General features: G+C 42.1%; 19 protein-coding genes. 8 read left to right on the forward strand and 11 right to left on the reverse strand.

Translation table 11 applies throughout. From position 1 onward, the window contains the following. From dnaA to gyrB, 4 genes are all read left to right on the forward strand, one after another. Positions 1–1,434 (forward strand): chromosomal replication initiator protein DnaA, encoded by a 1,434-nt coding sequence (dnaA, locus tag KW060_RS00005; RefSeq protein WP_249036421.1) that lies wholly within the window; start codon positions 1–3, stop codon positions 1,432–1,434. 193 nt (positions 1,435–1,627) lie between these two features. Beyond that, positions 1,628–2,749, forward strand: coding sequence for a DNA polymerase III subunit beta (dnaN, locus tag KW060_RS00010; protein ID WP_249036422.1), 1,122 nt, complete (start codon positions 1,628–1,630; stop codon positions 2,747–2,749). A gap of 13 nt (positions 2,750–2,762) precedes the next feature. Further along, a complete protein-coding gene (gene recF, locus KW060_RS00015; RefSeq protein WP_249036423.1) occupies positions 2,763–3,965 on the forward strand; it encodes a DNA replication/repair protein RecF in 1,203 nt (400 codons plus the stop codon). 57 nt (positions 3,966–4,022) lie between these two features. Continuing rightward, positions 4,023–6,464 carry a DNA topoisomerase (ATP-hydrolyzing) subunit B gene (gene gyrB / locus KW060_RS00020; protein WP_249036424.1) on the forward strand — a complete coding sequence of 814 codons (2,442 nt, stop codon included), beginning with the start codon at positions 4,023–4,025 and terminating at the stop codon, positions 6,462–6,464. A 58-nt stretch (positions 6,465–6,522) separates the two neighbouring features. Here the strand turns inward: gyrB and KW060_RS00025 are convergent, their stop codons facing one another. Continuing rightward, a complete protein-coding gene (locus tag KW060_RS00025) occupies positions 6,523–7,056 on the reverse strand; it encodes a VOC family protein (RefSeq protein ID WP_249036425.1) in 534 nt (177 codons plus the stop codon). Between the two features lie 141 nt (positions 7,057–7,197). Here KW060_RS00025 and KW060_RS00030 point away from each other — a divergent pair, with 141 nt between their 5' ends. After that, positions 7,198–9,069: a transglycosylase domain-containing protein gene (locus tag KW060_RS00030; RefSeq protein WP_249036426.1), complete on the forward strand. Its 1,872-nt coding sequence runs from the start codon at positions 7,198–7,200 to the stop codon at positions 9,067–9,069. On the opposite strand, the gene KW060_RS00035 is transcribed toward KW060_RS00030, so the two are convergent. From KW060_RS00035 to KW060_RS00045, 3 genes are read right to left on the reverse strand one after another with little or no spacing between them, the layout of a single operon-like run. Further along, positions 9,070–9,750 carry a M48 family metallopeptidase gene (locus KW060_RS00035; protein ID WP_249036427.1) on the reverse strand — a complete coding sequence of 227 codons (681 nt, stop codon included), beginning with the start codon at positions 9,748–9,750 and terminating at the stop codon, positions 9,070–9,072. Then, positions 9,743–10,198 (reverse strand): YcgN family cysteine cluster protein, encoded by a 456-nt coding sequence (locus KW060_RS00040; protein WP_249036428.1) that lies wholly within the window; start codon positions 10,196–10,198, stop codon positions 9,743–9,745. Before KW060_RS00040 ends, KW060_RS00035 begins: the two co-directional genes overlap by 8 nt. After that, on the reverse strand, positions 10,198–10,812 hold the full coding sequence (locus tag KW060_RS00045; RefSeq protein WP_249036429.1) for an SCO family protein: 615 nt from the start codon (positions 10,810–10,812) through the stop codon (positions 10,198–10,200). Before KW060_RS00045 ends, KW060_RS00040 begins: the two co-directional genes overlap by 1 nt. A gap of 164 nt (positions 10,813–10,976) precedes the next feature. Between KW060_RS00045 and KW060_RS00050 the strand changes: the two genes are divergently transcribed. Further along, positions 10,977–11,495 (forward strand): ankyrin repeat domain-containing protein, encoded by a 519-nt coding sequence (locus KW060_RS00050; RefSeq protein ID WP_249036430.1) that lies wholly within the window; start codon positions 10,977–10,979, stop codon positions 11,493–11,495. Positions 11,496–11,498: 3 nt separating this feature from the next. On the opposite strand, the gene KW060_RS00055 is transcribed toward KW060_RS00050, so the two are convergent. The 3 genes from KW060_RS00055 to KW060_RS00065 all read right to left on the reverse strand — a co-directional run bounded on the left by KW060_RS00055 (position 11,499) and on the right by KW060_RS00065 (position 13,967). Continuing rightward, positions 11,499–12,833, reverse strand: coding sequence for a hypothetical protein (locus KW060_RS00055; protein WP_249036431.1), 1,335 nt, complete (start codon positions 12,831–12,833; stop codon positions 11,499–11,501). A 59-nt stretch (positions 12,834–12,892) separates the two neighbouring features. Then, positions 12,893–13,558 (reverse strand): transglutaminase-like cysteine peptidase, encoded by a 666-nt coding sequence (locus tag KW060_RS00060; RefSeq protein ID WP_249036432.1) that lies wholly within the window; start codon positions 13,556–13,558, stop codon positions 12,893–12,895. Positions 13,559–13,757: 199 nt separating this feature from the next. Beyond that, complete coding sequence (locus tag KW060_RS00065) at positions 13,758–13,967, reverse strand: hypothetical protein (protein WP_249036433.1); 210 nt, start codon at positions 13,965–13,967, stop codon at positions 13,758–13,760. Between the two features lie 172 nt (positions 13,968–14,139). Here KW060_RS00065 and KW060_RS00070 point away from each other — a divergent pair, with 172 nt between their 5' ends. Further along, positions 14,140–14,469 (forward strand): hypothetical protein, encoded by a 330-nt coding sequence (locus KW060_RS00070; protein ID WP_249036434.1) that lies wholly within the window; start codon positions 14,140–14,142, stop codon positions 14,467–14,469. A gap of 7 nt (positions 14,470–14,476) precedes the next feature. Here the strand turns inward: KW060_RS00070 and KW060_RS00075 are convergent, their stop codons facing one another. The 3 genes from KW060_RS00075 to KW060_RS00085 are packed head-to-tail and all read right to left on the reverse strand — an operon-like array spanning position 14,477 to position 16,347. Then, complete coding sequence (locus KW060_RS00075; protein ID WP_249036435.1) at positions 14,477–14,869, reverse strand: DUF983 domain-containing protein; 393 nt, start codon at positions 14,867–14,869, stop codon at positions 14,477–14,479. 17 nt (positions 14,870–14,886) lie between these two features. Next, a complete protein-coding gene (locus tag KW060_RS00080) occupies positions 14,887–15,750 on the reverse strand; it encodes an NAD(P)-dependent oxidoreductase (protein WP_249036436.1) in 864 nt (287 codons plus the stop codon). A 60-nt stretch (positions 15,751–15,810) separates the two neighbouring features. After that, complete coding sequence (locus tag KW060_RS00085; protein ID WP_249036437.1) at positions 15,811–16,347, reverse strand: DinB family protein; 537 nt, start codon at positions 16,345–16,347, stop codon at positions 15,811–15,813. 78 nt (positions 16,348–16,425) lie between these two features. Here KW060_RS00085 and KW060_RS00090 point away from each other — a divergent pair, with 78 nt between their 5' ends. Continuing rightward, on the forward strand, positions 16,426–17,745 hold the full coding sequence (locus tag KW060_RS00090; protein ID WP_249036438.1) for an aminotransferase-like domain-containing protein: 1,320 nt from the start codon (positions 16,426–16,428) through the stop codon (positions 17,743–17,745). Positions 17,746–17,752: 7 nt separating this feature from the next. On the opposite strand, the gene KW060_RS00095 is transcribed toward KW060_RS00090, so the two are convergent. Further along, positions 17,753–17,971, reverse strand: coding sequence for a SlyX family protein (locus KW060_RS00095; protein ID WP_249036439.1), 219 nt, complete (start codon positions 17,969–17,971; stop codon positions 17,753–17,755). Positions 17,972–18,051: the final 80 nt, after the last annotated feature.

Below are 18,051 nucleotides of genomic sequence, written 5' to 3' on the forward strand. Positions count from 1 at the left end.
ATGAAGGGTGAAGTGGGACATCAAAACACAAATGAAGCGGTCATGAGTAATACTATTGATATGCAATGGAATCTGGTACTGGATACCTTGCGCGCTGAATTTGATGAGAATACCTATAAAAGCTGGTTTAAGCCTTTAGCACTTATCAATGTTGAGGGCGGCTGCGCCATTATGGCTGCGCCAACACGTTTCATGCGCAACTGGATTTTATCCAATTTTTCCGATCGTCTTAAAAATGCATGGCAACGTGTCAATATTAGTGTCACTGATATTGATATTGTTGTTCTTTCCGGGTTTCAGGGGGCTGATAAAGAAATCGAAGATGTTGATAACACGGTTTCCAAGTCAAAACCCAAAAAAGCGAAAAAAGAAAAGAAAGAAGCCATCCGCATCGTCAGTGACAATAGTTTTGGCGCGCCGCTTGACCCGAGGTTTACATTCGATAGCTTTGTTGTCGGTAAATCCAATGAATTTGCCTATGCCGCAGCGCGCAGGGTTGCTGAAAATAAAGACGTGAATTTTAACCCGCTATTCCTGCATGGTGGCGTGGGGCTTGGTAAAACCCATCTGATGCATTCGATCGCGTGGGCGATCCGTGAAAATTTCCCCGATAAAAAGGTTGTTTATCTTTCGGCGGAACAATTCATGTATCAGTTCATTTCGTCAATCCGATATAAAGACACAATGAGCTTTAAGGAAAAGTTCCGAAACGTAGATCTGTTGATGATTGACGATTTACAATTTATCGCCAATAAAAATTCAACCCAGGAAGAGTTTTTCCATACCTTTAACGCGTTGATTGATCATAACCGTCAAGTCATTCTGTCTGCGGATCGTTCACCATCAAACCTTGAAGGCGTTGAAGAGCGCATCAGATCAAGGCTCGGTTGGGGGCTGGTTGCTGATATTCATCCAACGGATTATGAACTGCGACTTGGTATTTTACAGCAAAAAGCAAACAGCATTCCTGAAGTGGAAATCCAAAGCGAAGTGATCGAGCTTCTGGCGCGTAGAATTAGTTCCAATGTGCGTGAGCTTGAAGGGGCGTTTAACCGTATGGTGGCTCATTCGACCCTTATTGGTCGCCCGATTACACTGGAAATGACACAGGAAGTTTTACAGGACTTGCTACGTGCCAATGACCGCCGCGTTACCGTTGATGAAATCCAGCGTCAGGTTGCCGATTATTTCAACATTAAACTATCTGATTTGCTGTCATCCCGCCGCGCCAGACAGGTTGCGCGCCCAAGACAGGTTGCCATGTATTTATGTAAACATCTGACATCAAAATCACTGCCAAGCATCGGCAGAAAGTTTGGCGGACGTGACCATACAACGGTAATGCATGCTGTAAAACGCATTGAAGAACTAAGGCAAACCGATAGTGTGCTAGAAGAGGATATCCTTCATCTGGAACGTATGTTCAGTACCTGATTTTAAGACGAAATATAGGCACGATTCTCTCTCACCCACAATATATTGCGACTCGGCAGAAAACTCTTAAAAAGCCATTGACGTAATGGCTGATTATGATAGTCTGTTTTTCATAAAAAAATAATAAAATGAATTGGGCTTTATTAAAGTCTTTGATTTAAAATCTTAACGAATAGAAGCGTGAAATTATCAAATGAAATTGAATATTGAAAGAGGCGCATTGCTTAAATCTCTTGGTCACATCCAGAGTGTTGTTGAGCGCCGCAATACGATTCCCATTTTGTCAAATGTTTTACTTGAGGGAGAAGAAGGACGCTTGAATCTGGCCGCTACCGATCTGGATATTGCCATTGGTGAAAGTGTTGCTGTTGAAACAGAAGAAGCAGGCGGTATTACAGCGCCAGCACATACGCTTTATGATATCGTTCGTAAGCTTCCTGAAGGGGCGCAGGTCGAATTATATTATGATGTGGATAGCGGTAGACTGTCTATTAGTGCAGGACGTTCCAAATTTACGCTTTCCTGTCTTCCACGCGAAGATTTCCCGGTGATGTCAGAGGGTGACCTTCCGGTAAAGTTTAATGTAACAGGTGTTAATCTGAAACGTTTGATCGATAAAACACGCTTTGCGGTATCGACCGAAGAAACACGTTACTATCTAAATGGTATTTATCTACATGCAGCATCTGATGATAACGGTGAAGCGGTACTTCGTGGTGTGGCAACGGACGGTCACCGTCTTGCTCGTTTTGATGTTGATCAGCCGGAAGGTGCGGCGGATATGCCGGGCATTATTGTTCCGCGTAAAGCCGTTGGCGAGCTTCGTAAACTTATCGACGAATATGAAGGCGAAGTAGAAGTCAGCCTTTCAGATACAAAAATTCGCTTTGCATTTGCGGACATTGTGCTGACATCGAAATTAATCGACGGTACTTTCCCGGATTATTCGCGCGTTATCCCGGAAGGTAACGATAAAAACATGGAAGTGGATAGCAAGGTTCTTGCTGAATCCGTTGATCGTGTATCAACCATTTCATCCGACAAGACACGTTCTGTGAAACTCGCCATGAGCAATGGCCAGCTTCGTTTGACGGTGACAAGTCCGGAACATGGCACTGCCCGTGAAGAAGTATCGGTAAGTTATGAATCTGATGAAATGGAAATCGGATTTAATTCAAGATATCTTCTGGATATTTTGGCGCAGGTCGAAGGTGATGTGGTTCAGGTATCCTTTGCGGATGCTGCGGCGCCAACAATCCTTAAAGATCTAACGGATGAAGGTGCGCTTTATGTTCTTATGCCGATGCGCGTATAATTAGGACGCCTTGGTGAACGTTTCAGCACAGTCTAACGAAACACATGATAATGTCAGTGCCTTGCCCTTGGGTAAGGCACTGGTTCTTTATGTGGACCGTATTATGCTGACGAATTTTCGTTCATATGAAAGCATGACGCTGGATGCGGGTTCAAATTCAGTGGTGCTGACCGGTGCAAATGGTGCCGGAAAAACAAACCTATTAGAGGCGATCTCATTCCTTTCGCCGGGGCGCGGATTAAGACGGGCCAAACTTTCTGATGTTAGCCGCATTAATGCAAACAGCAGTTGGGCGGTGGCGGGCCGTGTTATGACGCCAAATGGTGAACGCCAAATGGGCAGCGGTCTTGTACCAAGGGCGGATTTAAGTTCTGAAACCGCCAATGACAGACGCATCGGCAGGTTGGACGGGGAAACATTATCCAGTCCTGCTGCATTTGGTGAAATATTACAAGTGGCGTGGCTTACACCGCAAATGGACCGTTTGTTCATTGATGGTGTTTCAAGCCGCAGACGTTTTTTAGACCGCATGGTGGCGGCCTATCATCCGTCCCACACCCGCGAGGTCAGTGCGTATGAACGTGTGATGCGTGAACGAGCCAAATTATTAAGCGAGGGTGGTGCAGATCCCGTCTGGATCGGATCCCTTGAAAGCAGGATGGCTGAACATGGTGTTGCGGTGGCTGCAGCAAGGCTAGATGCCCTTGAAAAGTTATCCAGTGCAATCGCGGAAAGCCAATCTGCTTTCCCAAGTGCGGTTCTTGCCCTTGGTGGACTTTTGGAAGAGGGATTATTAAGCAAACCGGCGCTCGAGGTTGAAGCGGAATTTTGTGAAAAATTGGTTGCCAGCCGTCATATTGACGCAAGATCCGGCCGTACATCCGTTGGCCCTCATAAAACGGATCTGCTTGTGCGCCATAAAGAAAAAAACATGCCCGCGGAATTATGTTCGACGGGTGAACAAAAAGCGCTTCTTATCGGTATAACGCTTGCGAGTGCGCGTCTGACCGCCACACAATTTGGTGCGCCTCCAGTATTATTACTTGATGAAGTTGCAGCGCATTTGGATGAAAAAAGACGCGGATTTTTATTCGAAGAATTAGGGGATATTGGATCACAAGTCTGGCTTACGGGAACAGACAGATCATTATTTGATTTAATGCAAAAAAGAGCACGTTTTTTTCACTTTAAAGACGGAAAAATAGAAGCACATTAAAACGAAGCGTGCTATAGTCACGCAGTAAAATATTTGTATAAAAAAGGACGGGATTTTATGTCTGACGAAATGGAAACAAAAGACGCAACTGAGGGCGCAGAAAATTACGGTGCGGACTCGATTAAAGTTCTTAAGGGGCTTGATGCGGTGCGTAAAAGACCGGGTATGTATATCGGTGATACTGATGATGGTACTGGCCTTCACCACATGGTTTTTGAGGTTTCCGATAATGCGATCGATGAATCGCTTGCGGGTTATTGTGACAAGGTTCTTGTGACCCTGAATGATGATGGTTCCGTATCTGTTACCGATAACGGTCGTGGTGTTCCTGTTGATATCCACGAAGAAGAGGGCGTTTCAGCCGCGCAAGTGATTATGACCCAGCTTCATGCGGGTGGTAAATTCGATAGTAACAGCTATAAAGTTTCCGGTGGTCTTCATGGTGTGGGTGTTTCTGTTGTAAACGCGCTATCCGATTATCTTGATCTTCGTATCTGGCGAAATGACAAAGAACATTATATGCGCTTTGAAAATGGTGAAGCGCTTGAAGACCTCGTTGTCGTTGGTGATGCACCGGGTAAAACGGGTACAATGGTGACATTCAAGCCATCAGCCGAAACATTTACGCAAACAGAGTTTAGTTATGAAACATTGAAGCATCGTTTCCGTGAACTTGCGTTTCTAAACCGTGGTGTGCGTATCGTTGTTCAAGATCACCGTGGTTCTGATCACGAAGAAGTCGAGCTTTATTATGAAGGCGGTATTATTGCATACGTTGATTATCTAGACCGTAGTAAGACGGCGCTCATTGATGCACCGATTGCGATTATGGGTGAAAAAGACGACATCGTATTTGAATGTGCGCTTCAATGGAATGATAGCTATCATGAAAATGTGCTTTGTTTTACCAATAACATTCCGCAGCGTGACGGGGGCACCCATTTGGCGGGTTTCCGTGGTGCGCTAACCAGAACGATTAACAGTTATGCCAATTCGACGGGCATTGCGAAAAAGGCAAAAGTGTCCCTTTCTGGTGATGATAGCCGTGAAGGACTGACATGTGTGCTTAGCGTTAAAGTTCCTGATCCGAAGTTCTCATCACAAACAAAAGACAAGCTGGTGTCTTCAGAAGTGCGTCCGGTTGTTGAAAGCTTGCTGAATGAAAAACTTGGCCAATGGTTTGAAGAGCATCCACAGGAAGCCAAAACCATCATCGGTAAAATCTGCGAAGCGGCAGCAGCCCGTGAAGCAGCGCGTAAAGCACGTGAGCTAACCAGAACAAAATCTGTTGATGTGGCGTCACTGCCCGGTAAGCTTGCGGATTGTCAGGAAAGAAATCCTGAACTTGCTGAAATATTCATCGTGGAGGGTGACAGTGCGGGCGGTAGTGCCAAGCAAGGTCGCCACCGTAAGAACCAAGCAATTTTGCCGCTAAAAGGTAAAATTTTGAATGTGGAACGCGCACGTTTTGACCGTATGCTCGGCAGTCAGGAAATAGGCACGCTCATCACGGCGCTTGGTACCGGCATTGGTCGCGAAGATTTTAATATTGAAAAATTGCGTTATCATAAAGTTATCATCATGACCGATGCGGACGTGGACGGTGCGCATATCCGTACGCTTCTGCTGACGTTTTTCTATCGTCAAATGCCGGAACTGATTGAAAATGGCTATCTTTATATCGCGCAGCCACCACTTTATAAAGTGAGCCGCGGTAAATCGGAAGTATACCTAAAAGATGATCCGGCACTTGAGGATTATTTGATTGCGCAGCAGCTTGAAGAAATGTTGCTGACCCTTGGTGACGGTACACAAATCGCTGGTAATGACCTTGCGGACCTTGTTGAAAATACGCGCAATGTAAACCGTGTTCTTGCTCATGTATCCAACAGATACAATAAAGAAATCATCGAAGAACTTGCCGTGTTAGGTGCGCTTAATGAAGATGTGCTTATTCGTGGTAACGGGGCTGATGACGTTCTTGCAAAAGTAACCGCGCGTCTTAATGCCCGTGCGAGCATTGGTGAAGACAACTGGACTGCGCAATTGGACGAAAATGGTGATGGTGCTGTTTTTGTACAAGAAATTCGCGGTATCAAAGATGTTTACCGTCTTGATGCTGTGTTCATTGCTTCTGCGGAAGCACGTAAATTAAACGAAGCGGCCACAGAACGCGCAGATATTTTCGCAACAACGTCTGTGATTAAGCGTAAGGAAGAAAGCCACGATATTCATTTACCAAGTGAGCTTTTGAAATATATCATTAAATATGGCCGTAAGGGTCTTTCTATTCAGCGTTATAAGGGTCTTGGTGAAATGAACCCGGATCAGCTGTGGGAAACAACATTGGACCCTGATGCAAGAAGTTTGCTCAAGGTTAAAGTAGATCATGGTGATACGGCCGATGAAATATTCTCGAAACTGATGGGTGATGTGGTGGAACCACGCCGTGAATTTATTCAGGATAATGCCCTGAGTGTTGCGAACCTTGATGTATAGGATATACTCAATTTAATAAAAAAGCGGGCCAGTTGGACCCGCTTTTTTTATGTCTTATTTATTCTTTAAACTGTTCTTCATGAAGCCAGGCCGCATGTTTTAACGTCTTTTTGCTTTTGGCCCATTCGACCATCATTTCAGGTGCAATTTCATTTAATTTTTTAAGGTCTTCCGAGCTTGCTGTATCATAAGCAAGTTCAAGGCGGTGGCCATCCGGATCACGGAAATAAATGGATTGGAAAATATGATGATTGGTTGGGCCGACGACCTCAATGCCATCATCTTCTAACTTTTTCTTGGCGGCCATGAGCGTTTCTTCATCAGCCACTTTAAAAGCAATATGCTGTACCCAGTCTGGTGTATTATCATCAAAACCCATTTTGGGTGAATTGGGGATTTCAAAAAAAGCCAGAACATTATCACTGCCAGCATCCAGGAATATATGAATATATGGGTCTGGCTCGCCGGTTGACGGAACCTTGTCTTCGGAAATTGCCAAAACCAAATCCATATCCATATATTTTTTGTAAAAGTCCACAGTTCTATTCGCATCCATGCAGCGGTAGGCAACGTGGTGAATTCGGTCAATCATGGCAAAATCCTTTGTTTCAAGTTATAAATAATAAAATAGTTACAAATGAAACTAATGTCAAGTAAATTAGAATATCACTCTTTACTTGTCATATTTTTGCCGCTCTCTTATGGTGAAACAGTTTCATGAAGAAGAGCAGTGATGGTAAAGAAGAAAGCAGAAAAACAGAAGCCTGCTAAAAAAGGCGCCAGAGAAAAGATCATCAAAAAAAGAACGGGTTTTAGCCGTCTTTTTTATGGTGTGGCGGTGGCTGTTGTCTGGACGACAGTCTTAATGGTGCCACTCGTCATATATTATTCATATGACCTTCCGGATATTTCCAATATCGATAAGGCAACATCATCAAATACAATCATGGTTATGGACCGTGACGGTGGCACAATCGCCACATATGGTGATGTTTTTGGTGAATGGCTGGAATATGAAGAAATTCCCGTCGAACAAATCGAAGCTATCATTGCCACTGAAGACAGACGATTCTTTGATCATAATGGAATTGATTTTCGCGGCCTAGCCCGTGCGATGTTTAATAATATTTCAGAAGGCAGGCTTGTAGAAGGCGGCAGCACAATTTCACAACAGCTAGCCAAAAATTTATATTTAAGCTCAAGCAGAACTTTGAAAAGAAAAGTACAGGAATTGCTACTGAGTTTTCTGCTTGAAATGCGACTTAGTAAACAAGAAATTTTAACCATATATATGAACCGTGCTTATTTTGGGTCAGGCGCATATGGCATCGATGCGGCGGCTAGAACCATATTCGGCCATAGCGCACGTGATTTATCACTAACGGAAGCGGCGATGCTCGCCGGGATGTTAAAGGGACCAGCATTATATTCCCCGCTTAGGGATGTTGAGCGTGCCTATGACCGAACGGCGATCGTTCTTGATAATATGGTGGCAACAGAATTTATTGATCAGCAAACAGCGGATAGTGCAAAGCGCGATAATGTTCGGATCAATCAAAATTCTGGCGGTAATGTCAGATATTTTACTGATTGGATTGTCGAACAATTACCGGATTTAATCGGCAGTATATCAGAACCGATAATTATTCACACAACCATGATCCCTGAAATGCAGCAAATGGCCGCAGGGGCCGTAAGACAAACGCTCGGCAGACGTGATGAAGAAAATATGCAAGGCGCGCTTGTTTCCATGGATACGGACGGTGCTGTGCGTGCTATGGTTGGTGGACGTGATTATAACGAAAGCCAATTTAACCGTGCCGTTCAAGCACAGCGTCAACCGGGAAGCGCGTTTAAATTATTTGTATATCTCGCGGCACTTGAAGCAGGATACGGACCAGAAACAATGATGCGTGATAGTCCGATCATGTTAAATGGATGGGCGCCGAAAAATTATACCGACGAATATCTTGGCGATGTAAATTTAGAAACGGCCTTTGCAAAATCCATTAACACAGTGGCTGTGAAGCTTTCAGAATCAGTAAATAGAAATAACGTGATTAACATGTCACGTAGACTTGGAATTGTATCACCGCTGACAACTGAACCAAGTATTGCCCTTGGAGCATCGGAAGTAAACTTGCTTGAATTAACGGCCGCTTATACCGTAATTGCGCGGGGAGGCATTGCGACGACACCATATGGTATTGTGGAAATTCAAAATAGCGCGGGTCAGGTTTTATATAGACACATTCCAGAAGATGAAATCCGTATTCTTGATCAGGAAGTGGCCTATACCATGCATGCAATGCTGCAAAATGTGGTTGCAACCGGCACCGCAAGGTCCGCCTTGATGAATTTCCCAGTGGCTGGAAAAACCGGTACGACGCAGAATTATAAAGATGCGCTTTTTGTAGGGTACGGTAAAAACATGATCAATGGGGTTTGGGTTGGTAAAGATGATAGTACCCCCATGCAGGGGATTACAGGCGGTAGCACGCCAGCCCATATCTGGAAAAATTTCATGTACCGTGTAGATATTGGAAGGAATGACGCAACGCTTGAAACACCGAATGTAAGCCCAAGATCACGACCACAAATTTGATTAACACGCCTTTATGAGCATCAAATTCTGACCTTCAGTCTTTAACCATTTTCGCGATTTTTTAGAATTATCAACCAATTGATCAACAATTGCCCAAAAAGCAGAGCTGTGGTTCATTTCAGAAATATGTGCCACTTCATGGGCAACCACATATTCCAATATTTCCGGAGGTGTCATGATAAGGCGCCATGAAAAGGATAATGTACCGGTTGAAGAACAGCTTCCCCATCTGCTTTTGGTGTCACGTATGTGAATACGTTTAAATGATTTTCCGGTTTTGTCGGCCAGTTCATGGGCAATAGGTTCAATCAGTAAACGAGCTTCTTTTTTTAAGAAATTCTCTATTCTGACCCCAAAACCTTCTATCCGGCCACCGACAATAATTTCATCTTCTGTCATGATGACGCGTGCAGGGAAATCTGGTTCGTGAATAATGGTTTTATCGATACCGAGAAAGGGAATAATACTACCGGGTTTCATTAGTATGATATCTGGTGACTTATCACGTTGTTCAATTAACCAGTCAATGTGGTTTTCAGCAAAAGATAAAGCGGAACGTTTGCTCGTGAATGGTGGCAAGGTGATGATGGCGCGGCCATTTTCAGCATCATAACGAAGCTTTATGCGTCTTGCCCTTTTATGATATTTAATTTCTGGATTAAAATCATGAATGCTATTCATCATCTTCCCATTCGAAATGGATAATATGATCTTCAAGATTACCTGCGTCGCGTTCCGATATAACTTTGCCGGCAACAGATATGCCCGCTTCAAAAACGGTTAAGCTAGAGCCGCTCTTTAACGGATGCCAGTCATATAAATCTTTGCCTTCATGGATAAGACGGTAAGCACATGTTTTTGGCAACCATTTAAACCGATCCAGATCGCTAGGTTTTAATATGATGCAATCAGGAACCAGTTTTTTTCGTTTGTTGTATTTTTTACAGCGGCTGTTTTCGGTATTTAATAATCTACAAGCCACATTGGTATAGGAAACTTTCCCGGTATCCGCATTTTCAAGTTTGTGTAAACAGCAAAGCCCACAACCATCACATAACGATTCCCATTCATCATGGGTCATTTCAGAAAATGATTTTTCGTTCCAGAAAGGTTTGTTTACGGGCGCCATTAATTGATAAGTGCTGTGATTGTGCTTGCCATTTCAACCGGATCTTCGCCGTGATTGAAATGTTTTAAAAGTGAACCATCCTTGTCCATAAGGTAAGTATATGATGTATGATCCACCAGATAGTCTGCGCTATCATCAGCTTTAGCAGAATATACACGATATGCTTTTTTAATGTTATTTACCTGATCCACTGTTCCCGTTAGGCCGATCATATCTTTATGGAAAAATCCCACGTATTCCGCCATGACATCGACGGTATCGCGTTCCGGGTCAACGGAAACGAATACCGGGTTGATTTGATCAACAAGTGATGGGTCAAGTTCATTCATGGCATCTGCCATAATCTGTAGGTCCATTGGGCAAACATCTGGGCAATATGTATAACCAAAATAGACAAGCATATATTTACCTAAGAAATCTTTATCGGTAACCGCTTCGCCCATGTGATTGGTTAATGCAAATTCACCACCAATAAGTGCGCGACTGTTTTCTGAAGCCGTCGGGGTGTTATCCTGATTTAAGGCTTGAATCCAAACAATCGCAGCAATAATCGCCAATACTGCACTTAACAGTATTTTTACATTGGGTTTTTTGGGTTGTACATTCTTGCTCATGGTATCACCGCAGTTCAAGCTAGGTTAATAATAGACTCAATATAAAGTATGTTATATATAGTATGAGTTTCACAAATTATAAAGACCGGAGTTGACGTATGTGCAATGGAAAATCCTTAAAGTTATTCATTATGACCTTGTTCATGATAATGACGGCGCCTGTTATGACATTTGCGCAAGAAGGAAGTATGTCGGATGCATATAACTTATTGGAAGCGGTTAAAGATAAAGATTACGCAAAACTGCAATCGTATCTTCAAAAAGGCGCTAACGTGAATACGCGTGATTATTCAGATGGTGAAACACCGTTATATTTGGCGGCTGCGCAAAAAGACCGTGTGATGGTCACTTTTCTTTTAAGTGAAAATGCGAAAACGGATATTCCGCGTAAATCCACTGGTGAGACACCGCTTATGGTAGCAGCAAGATTAAGGGCTCGTGATGTTGTTGAGCTTCTTATTTCACAAAATGCAGATGTGAATATTTCTGATCGAAGCGGTGAAACAGCTCTTTACAAAGCGGTTGTTGGTAATGACCGCGAGACTGTAAAAATGCTGCTTGAGGCAAATGCAGATTGGTCAATTGCTGATAACACGGGCAGAACACCTCTTGATATTGCCAAGGAAGATAGAAGATTACGATCAATTGTACGTGTGCTTGAAAGTGCTGGCGTCGAGTACTAACGCTTAGATACCCTGTCGTCGGTCGACTTCGAATCCTTGAAACATGACTATCCCAAGATCAGAGCCATACTTTATGGCATCATGTGTGTCGCATTCTGAAAGAACAACACGCATTTTTCCTTGTTCTTTAATCGCTTGAATTATTCGTTCTCTTTCAGAAGTGTCAAGGGAATGTAAGTAGCTCTTTTTCCATGATATTTTTAAGAAATCAACATTCATCAAGCTGCGATCAAGTATGTAGAACGACTGGATGTCCATTTTACAGATACAAATTTTAAGTCCTAGTTGCTCTATTTTCTTTTGAGCTACATAATATTCACTTAAATCTGACATAATATCGAATAATGAAAACTCGAGTATCATGGGCTTATCTGAGAATTTTTTTTGTTCGGATATAAATTTATCAAATTCTTTGGTCAGCACATTAGAGACATTCATATTGATAGATAAAACCCCTGCCGGGAAGCTGCTGTAATCTATGAGCGCCTGCATCAATCTATAATCTAGAGTGCTGGTCAAACGTTGAAATAACCACTTGTCACCGGCTAATTGATAACCAGGCAAAACGGATTCATTAACTTCTGACATGGACACGAATTTTTTTGTATAAATGACTTCGGGTGAAATACCGTCCATGACGACGCAAACATTTTGTTCCCGAATTAAATTAAACATATCCATTGTTTGCAGATTACGTTCCAATTTATCCAGTTCCATAGGTCCCATTGGCGGGTCAACATGGCCAGGAAAGACATGTTCATATAAAGGAACTGTTTTCTTTTTTGGCTCGACGATAACTGCGGGCTTATCTTCTGGCTTATCTTGATCAATAGGTTTATCAATATCCGCCATTAATGTTTGAAGCGTTGGTTGGTTGCCGGGGTTATCAAGCTGTTCTTTGTTTCTATGCATGGCTTCGATGGTTTCCAGAAAATCATCGTAATCCATACTAAGTTTATATGTTTTGCAAAGGCTGGCTTCTCTGCCGGTTTCAATCAGGTTCTTCATGATTTCGGCTTCTTCGACGGCGCGAATAGCCAGCATTTGCGCTTTTTCGAGTTTTATTTCCGGGCATTGTTTACACACGACAAAAAGATCGAAATTTTTTGTCCAGAATAATTTTCCTTCATGGGCATTAACAATATTGTTAAAGCTTTGCGCAATAAGGCGGCGATGGTGGGGCTGTTGATGCAAACGGTCAAGAACAGAAAAATGCAGCTGTAATGCTGTGAAACCCTTTGGAAAACGACGAATCGAACGAATATAACCGATTAAATCTTCTAATTGATCGGGGGCTTCTGAACTTTCGGCATATACATTTTTTTCGGTTGTGCTCATTTACTATACTATCTAACTCATTAATAAGGACTAAGAAATTCAATATTTGCTTAGTTAGTTTATGACTTTTTATGAAGCCACCATGCATTCTCGTTGATAGAATATAATGGATTATAATGCACAATACGGTCATCTGGAATAACCTTTTGAATTTGATTATCCAGTATCCATACCTTCCCATTATGATACACGGCTAAAACGGCATGGGGAAGATTCTGCTTTTGGTCCTGTAATACGACGATACGTAGATCATTTGCTGAAAACCCAAGTTCCTTTAGTGAAAAATATTTTGCAATGGCAAAATCTTCACAATCGCCGGCATTATTTAAAAATTGGTCTGGTGTGGCCCAGTAATCTTCTTCTTTCCAGTTTTTTTCATCCGAGACATAGGTGATGTCATTAAAGAACTTGTTGACGCCGTCCAATTGTTCTTGAACGGGTTTGTTTCTAAGTTCGTTAATTAATACCGTCCATTCATCACTGACACATCTGAATTTTTTGCTCATACGGCAGTTATGTTTATTCACCCGTTTAAAGCTGCTTTTTCTATATGATTCTTCTTTTGTGTGACGCGCGCGTAAATCATTCCATTGTTTAAATGCGCTTAAATCGGAATATTCATTTTCGGTTGATCCGAAAAGGCTGGGTTTGCCGTGCGAATTTAAAGGGGTCATAATAGTGTATAGACACACTACGAGTATGGTTTTTAATAATTTTCCGTTCATTCTGAACCTCTGATCTTTTCTAAATGAAAATTATGCTATGTATTTTATTAAAATACTCACTATTTGGTTACAGATCAGTTAACAAAATTAATAAGACATAAAAAAAGGCGCCTTGCTTGAATAAGCAAGACGCCAGTTATAGTACTTATCAGGTATTAAGTACTCAGGGTATACCTTTGAAAAGGTCCCTGGAACAATTTTATTCCGGGTTTTCAGCTTCCCATTCTTTTTCGATCTTGTTACGTGCTTTGATCATGCCATCAGCAACGTAAACACAAAGACCACCAACAAGAACGGTTACAATCATAAATGTTGCAGGAAGCAGTAGATGCGGTCCAGCAAGTAAGATCGAAACAAATAGAAACAAACAAGTGATTCCACATGCGATGATATTGATTGTATTAGCCATGGTTTTCCTTTTCTTTCCTGAGTAGTTCTAATTCTTTAACTCAATTTAATCATTGACCTAAGTCAAGTACTGCGATTTTTATAAAAAATCAAGTTTATTGATAAAAGAAATGCGAAATTTCATGAAAAAGTGTATCAATACGCTCTGCCAAAAGAATTGATCAGGAAATGTGATGAAAAAAATCAAACTCAACGCACTGCAAAATAGAACACTCGCGCTTTTTCAGGAACTTGCGAAAAGTGATGAAACCTCAGCAAAAATAGAGGGTTCAGACGATATTTCTATTATGTTTATTCCTGAACCTCATGGCGATCATGTTCATATTGGCAAATATGTGGTATCCGCCAAAGATGCCAGTGGTTTTAATAATGAAAAAGTCTGGCAAGCGTTAGAACGTAAAGGTCTCGCCATATCAGAATACCCGTTCCGAATCATATTAAATAAGGCGGGACAGGAATTCGATACAAAGCTGCTTGGAAGTTTCGAAGAATCAGATCACTAATTTTAAATTAGCGCTGTTCGTCGCCCTTCATTTTCAGATGCCACATCAGGCCAACCACTGCACCCTTAATATAGGGTAGAAAGCCTAATGTTAGACCTAGAGTAAGTGCAGACCAGCCAACTGTTTGCATCCACATTGGTGGTGCATAGGCTGCTTCTACAAGCACAAGTGCTGGAATAATAATATGGCCAACAATAAAAATAGTTAGGTATGGCGGCATATCATCTGCTCTGATTTCAGCAAGTGGGGCATTACATGATTTACAATCACCAACTTTAAGATATCCAGTAAAGAATGAACCTTTACCACAATGTGGGCAAGTACGGCGAAAACCACGTAGGATGGCTGTCATTGTCGAATAGCTGTCACGTGAATAGCTTTGAGTATCTACTGCAATCATTTTAAGACCCTGTCTAATTATTTATTCAATAAAGTAATTAACGCAGAAGTATCCCAGCGTCCACCCCCATTTTGCTGAATTTCAGCGTAAAATTCATCCACCAGCTTTGTCACGGGTAGGGGGATACCTTTCTTGTCTGCTTCGTCAATCGCAAACCCCAAATCCTTACGCATCCAGTCAAGGGCAAAGCCAAAATCAAACTCATTCCTGACCATTGTGTTTGAGCGATTCTCCATTTGCCAACTTTGGGCAGCGCCCTTGGAAATGACATCCACGACATCGTCGGCATTAAGACCGGTTTTCATTGCGAAATTAAGTGCTTCTGATAAACCTTGTACCACACCAGCGATGCATATTTGGTTGACCATTTTTGCAAGCTGGCCACTGCCCACGGCGCCCAGTAGTTTGGTTTTTTGTGCATAACAATCAATAATCGGTGAAGCTTTATCATAATTCGCATCATCACCGCCCATCATAACGGTAAGGACACCGTTTTCTGCGCCGGCTTGCCCGCCAGAAACAGGGGCGTCAAGAAAGGCAATTTTTTTATCGGCACAGGCTTCACCAAGTTCACGGGCAAGAATGGCTGATGTGGTTGTGTGATCAATAAGGATTGAACCCGGCTCCATTCCGGCGAGGATACCATCATCGCCATAAACCACGCTGCGAACATCATCATCATTTCCAACACAGATAAAGACAATTTCCGACTCCGTGGCCGCATCCTTTGGTGTTTTGGCATATGCGCCATTATATTCAGCGGCCCATTTTTCCGCTTTTGCGCTTGTGCGGTTATAAACAGTGACGTCATGACCTGCGTTTTTCAAGTGACCCGCCATTGGGTAACCCATTACGCCTAAACCAATAAAACTGACCTTCATTTAACTTCCTTTATCTAAATAATTTAAGGGGAGAGTTTACCATTTTGTCCATAAGGTTATTTATATAGTGAAACCATTTTTACTTCTATTGTATTTTGGCCAAATATCTCTTAGGAAAACCGTAAGATCATTGGCGGCACCGTCACTTTTGATTGGATAGAGCAACGTGCTAATAAACCCTCTGTGATAAGTAGCATGGTTTACAAGATGCATTAAGATATTCGTACGGGTCATCTTACCACGTTTGCCGTCTATAAACGTGAATTGAATGTCTTCTTCTAGTTCATTTTGTGACCATTCGTTGGATAGTGTTACAAAGGATTTATTTATAGAACGCAAGCCTTTTGCGATTTCATTAAAAGCTAATGTTTCTTGACGACGCAGTGCGTTATGTGGGATAGGACGACCTTCCAGATGAGCTTTAAATATTTCACCAACGACCAAAATATGATCAAAGGTTCCGGCAATATTTTTAAAAAGAGCATTGCGATCGGCGATGATTTCTTTGCTTGGGATGCTTTCTACATTTTTTAGCATCACATCATCAGCCCAGGCCATATAGGCCACCATTTGCCGTATAGTTGAAGCGTTGTTCATATCAATCTCCTTGTATGGAAATGATTTACATTCTAATATTGTACCGATCAATTAAAACATTATCCTCGGAGCAATTTAATGTTCAAGCCGTATGCGCAGATTGCTGATCAAATCATTGAAAAGATAGTTAAGGGTGATTTACCTGTTGGAACCAGATTACCTTCACAGCGGTTGTTTGCTTATGAACATGGTATTGCCAACTCTACTGCCAGCAGAGTTTATGAAGAGTTAGGGCGACGAGGTTTTGTTATCGGTGAAGTAGGGCGCGGCACATATGTTACTAATCGTTTTACTCCTATTGATGCATCATTGCAGGAACCATCGACAGCTGAATTGGATCTTGAAATTGTTTTTCGCTTAGGATCAAGTGCCAAAGAAAAAATTTCTGCATCAACTTCAAGGTTCTTTAAAAAGGGCATTGATACACTTGATATTGCGCCACCATCAGTAAAAGCGGACCAAAACACGTCAAAAATATTATTGGATATTATGATGGCGGAAGATCAGTATCTTCAAGAAGGGTCGTTGTTACTCGCAGGAAGTGGAAAGGAAGCGATTGCAGCATCGCTGTCGGCATTGGCACCACGTGGCGGAAGAATAGGCGTTGAGGCACTTACCTATCCATTTGTTATTGCAACAGCAAGATTATTAGGAATTGATTTGGTGTCATTACCTATGGATCAAGAAGGTATTATTCCTGATGCATTAGATCATGAGGCTGCAAAAGGATTAGATGGAATATATCTACAGCCAACGCTTCAAAATCCATTGGTTTTAACAATGACAAATGCGCGGCGAAAAGAAATTGCTAATTTATTGCAAAAGAATGACTTAATCGCCATAGAAGACCGGGTATATGATTTTTTAAAGCCGACCAAGCCAATTGCATTTTATGCCCCTGATCATGTTATTCAAATAAACAGCCTTTCCAAATGTTTTATGCCGGGATTAACTATCGGGTTAATACTCGCCCCATCTCAATTGGAAGAAAACATTTCTATCTCATTAAAAGCGGGAGGGTGGATGGCCCCTAAATTATCTGTAGCACTTGCAAAACATTGGATAGAGGAGAGCGTTGTTTATTCCGTCGCAAATGAAAAGAGAGAAGAGGCAAAGCAAATGTATAAAATAGCAAAAAAGGAGTTAGCCGGTCTTAATTTTCAAGGTGACCCATTCGCATTACATGGTTGGCTTGAGCTTCCTAGTTATTGGAGAGCAGAAAGCTTTGTAACCGAGTGCGCAAAGTTAGGAATAGCCATTGCATCAGGTAGCGTTTTTGCGGTTTCTTCAGGTGTATCACCAAAAGGTGTTCGGATCGCTTTTTCTGCACCAAATTTGCAAACGTGGAAATTTGCAATGCGTGAACTAAGTAAGCTCATTAAGAAATCACCAAATTGATTTCTGGTTAATAATGCGGTGGTTTTTCATCCAATAAGCTTGATTTTTCGCCGGGGACATTATTTTCCAGACTTTCAATGCGGTCGTTGGCTTTGGTAAGTTGTCCGCCAAGCTTTTCAATCAGTTTCCATTGTTCGGAAACCATTTCGCTCAGGTCATTGATTTGTTGATCCTGATGCGCGGCCTTAATCTCAAGTTCGGTAATTCTGTCGTTTAAATCTGTCATAATGTCGTTGATATATCATGCAAGCAGGTTAAGTACCATAAAATAAAAAAGCACCGTGAGATTCACAGTGCTTTTCATTG

It is taken from the genome of Pseudemcibacter aquimaris (assembly GCF_028869115.1).
GTDB classification, from domain to species: domain Bacteria; phylum Pseudomonadota; class Alphaproteobacteria; order Sphingomonadales; family Emcibacteraceae; genus Pseudemcibacter; species Pseudemcibacter aquimaris.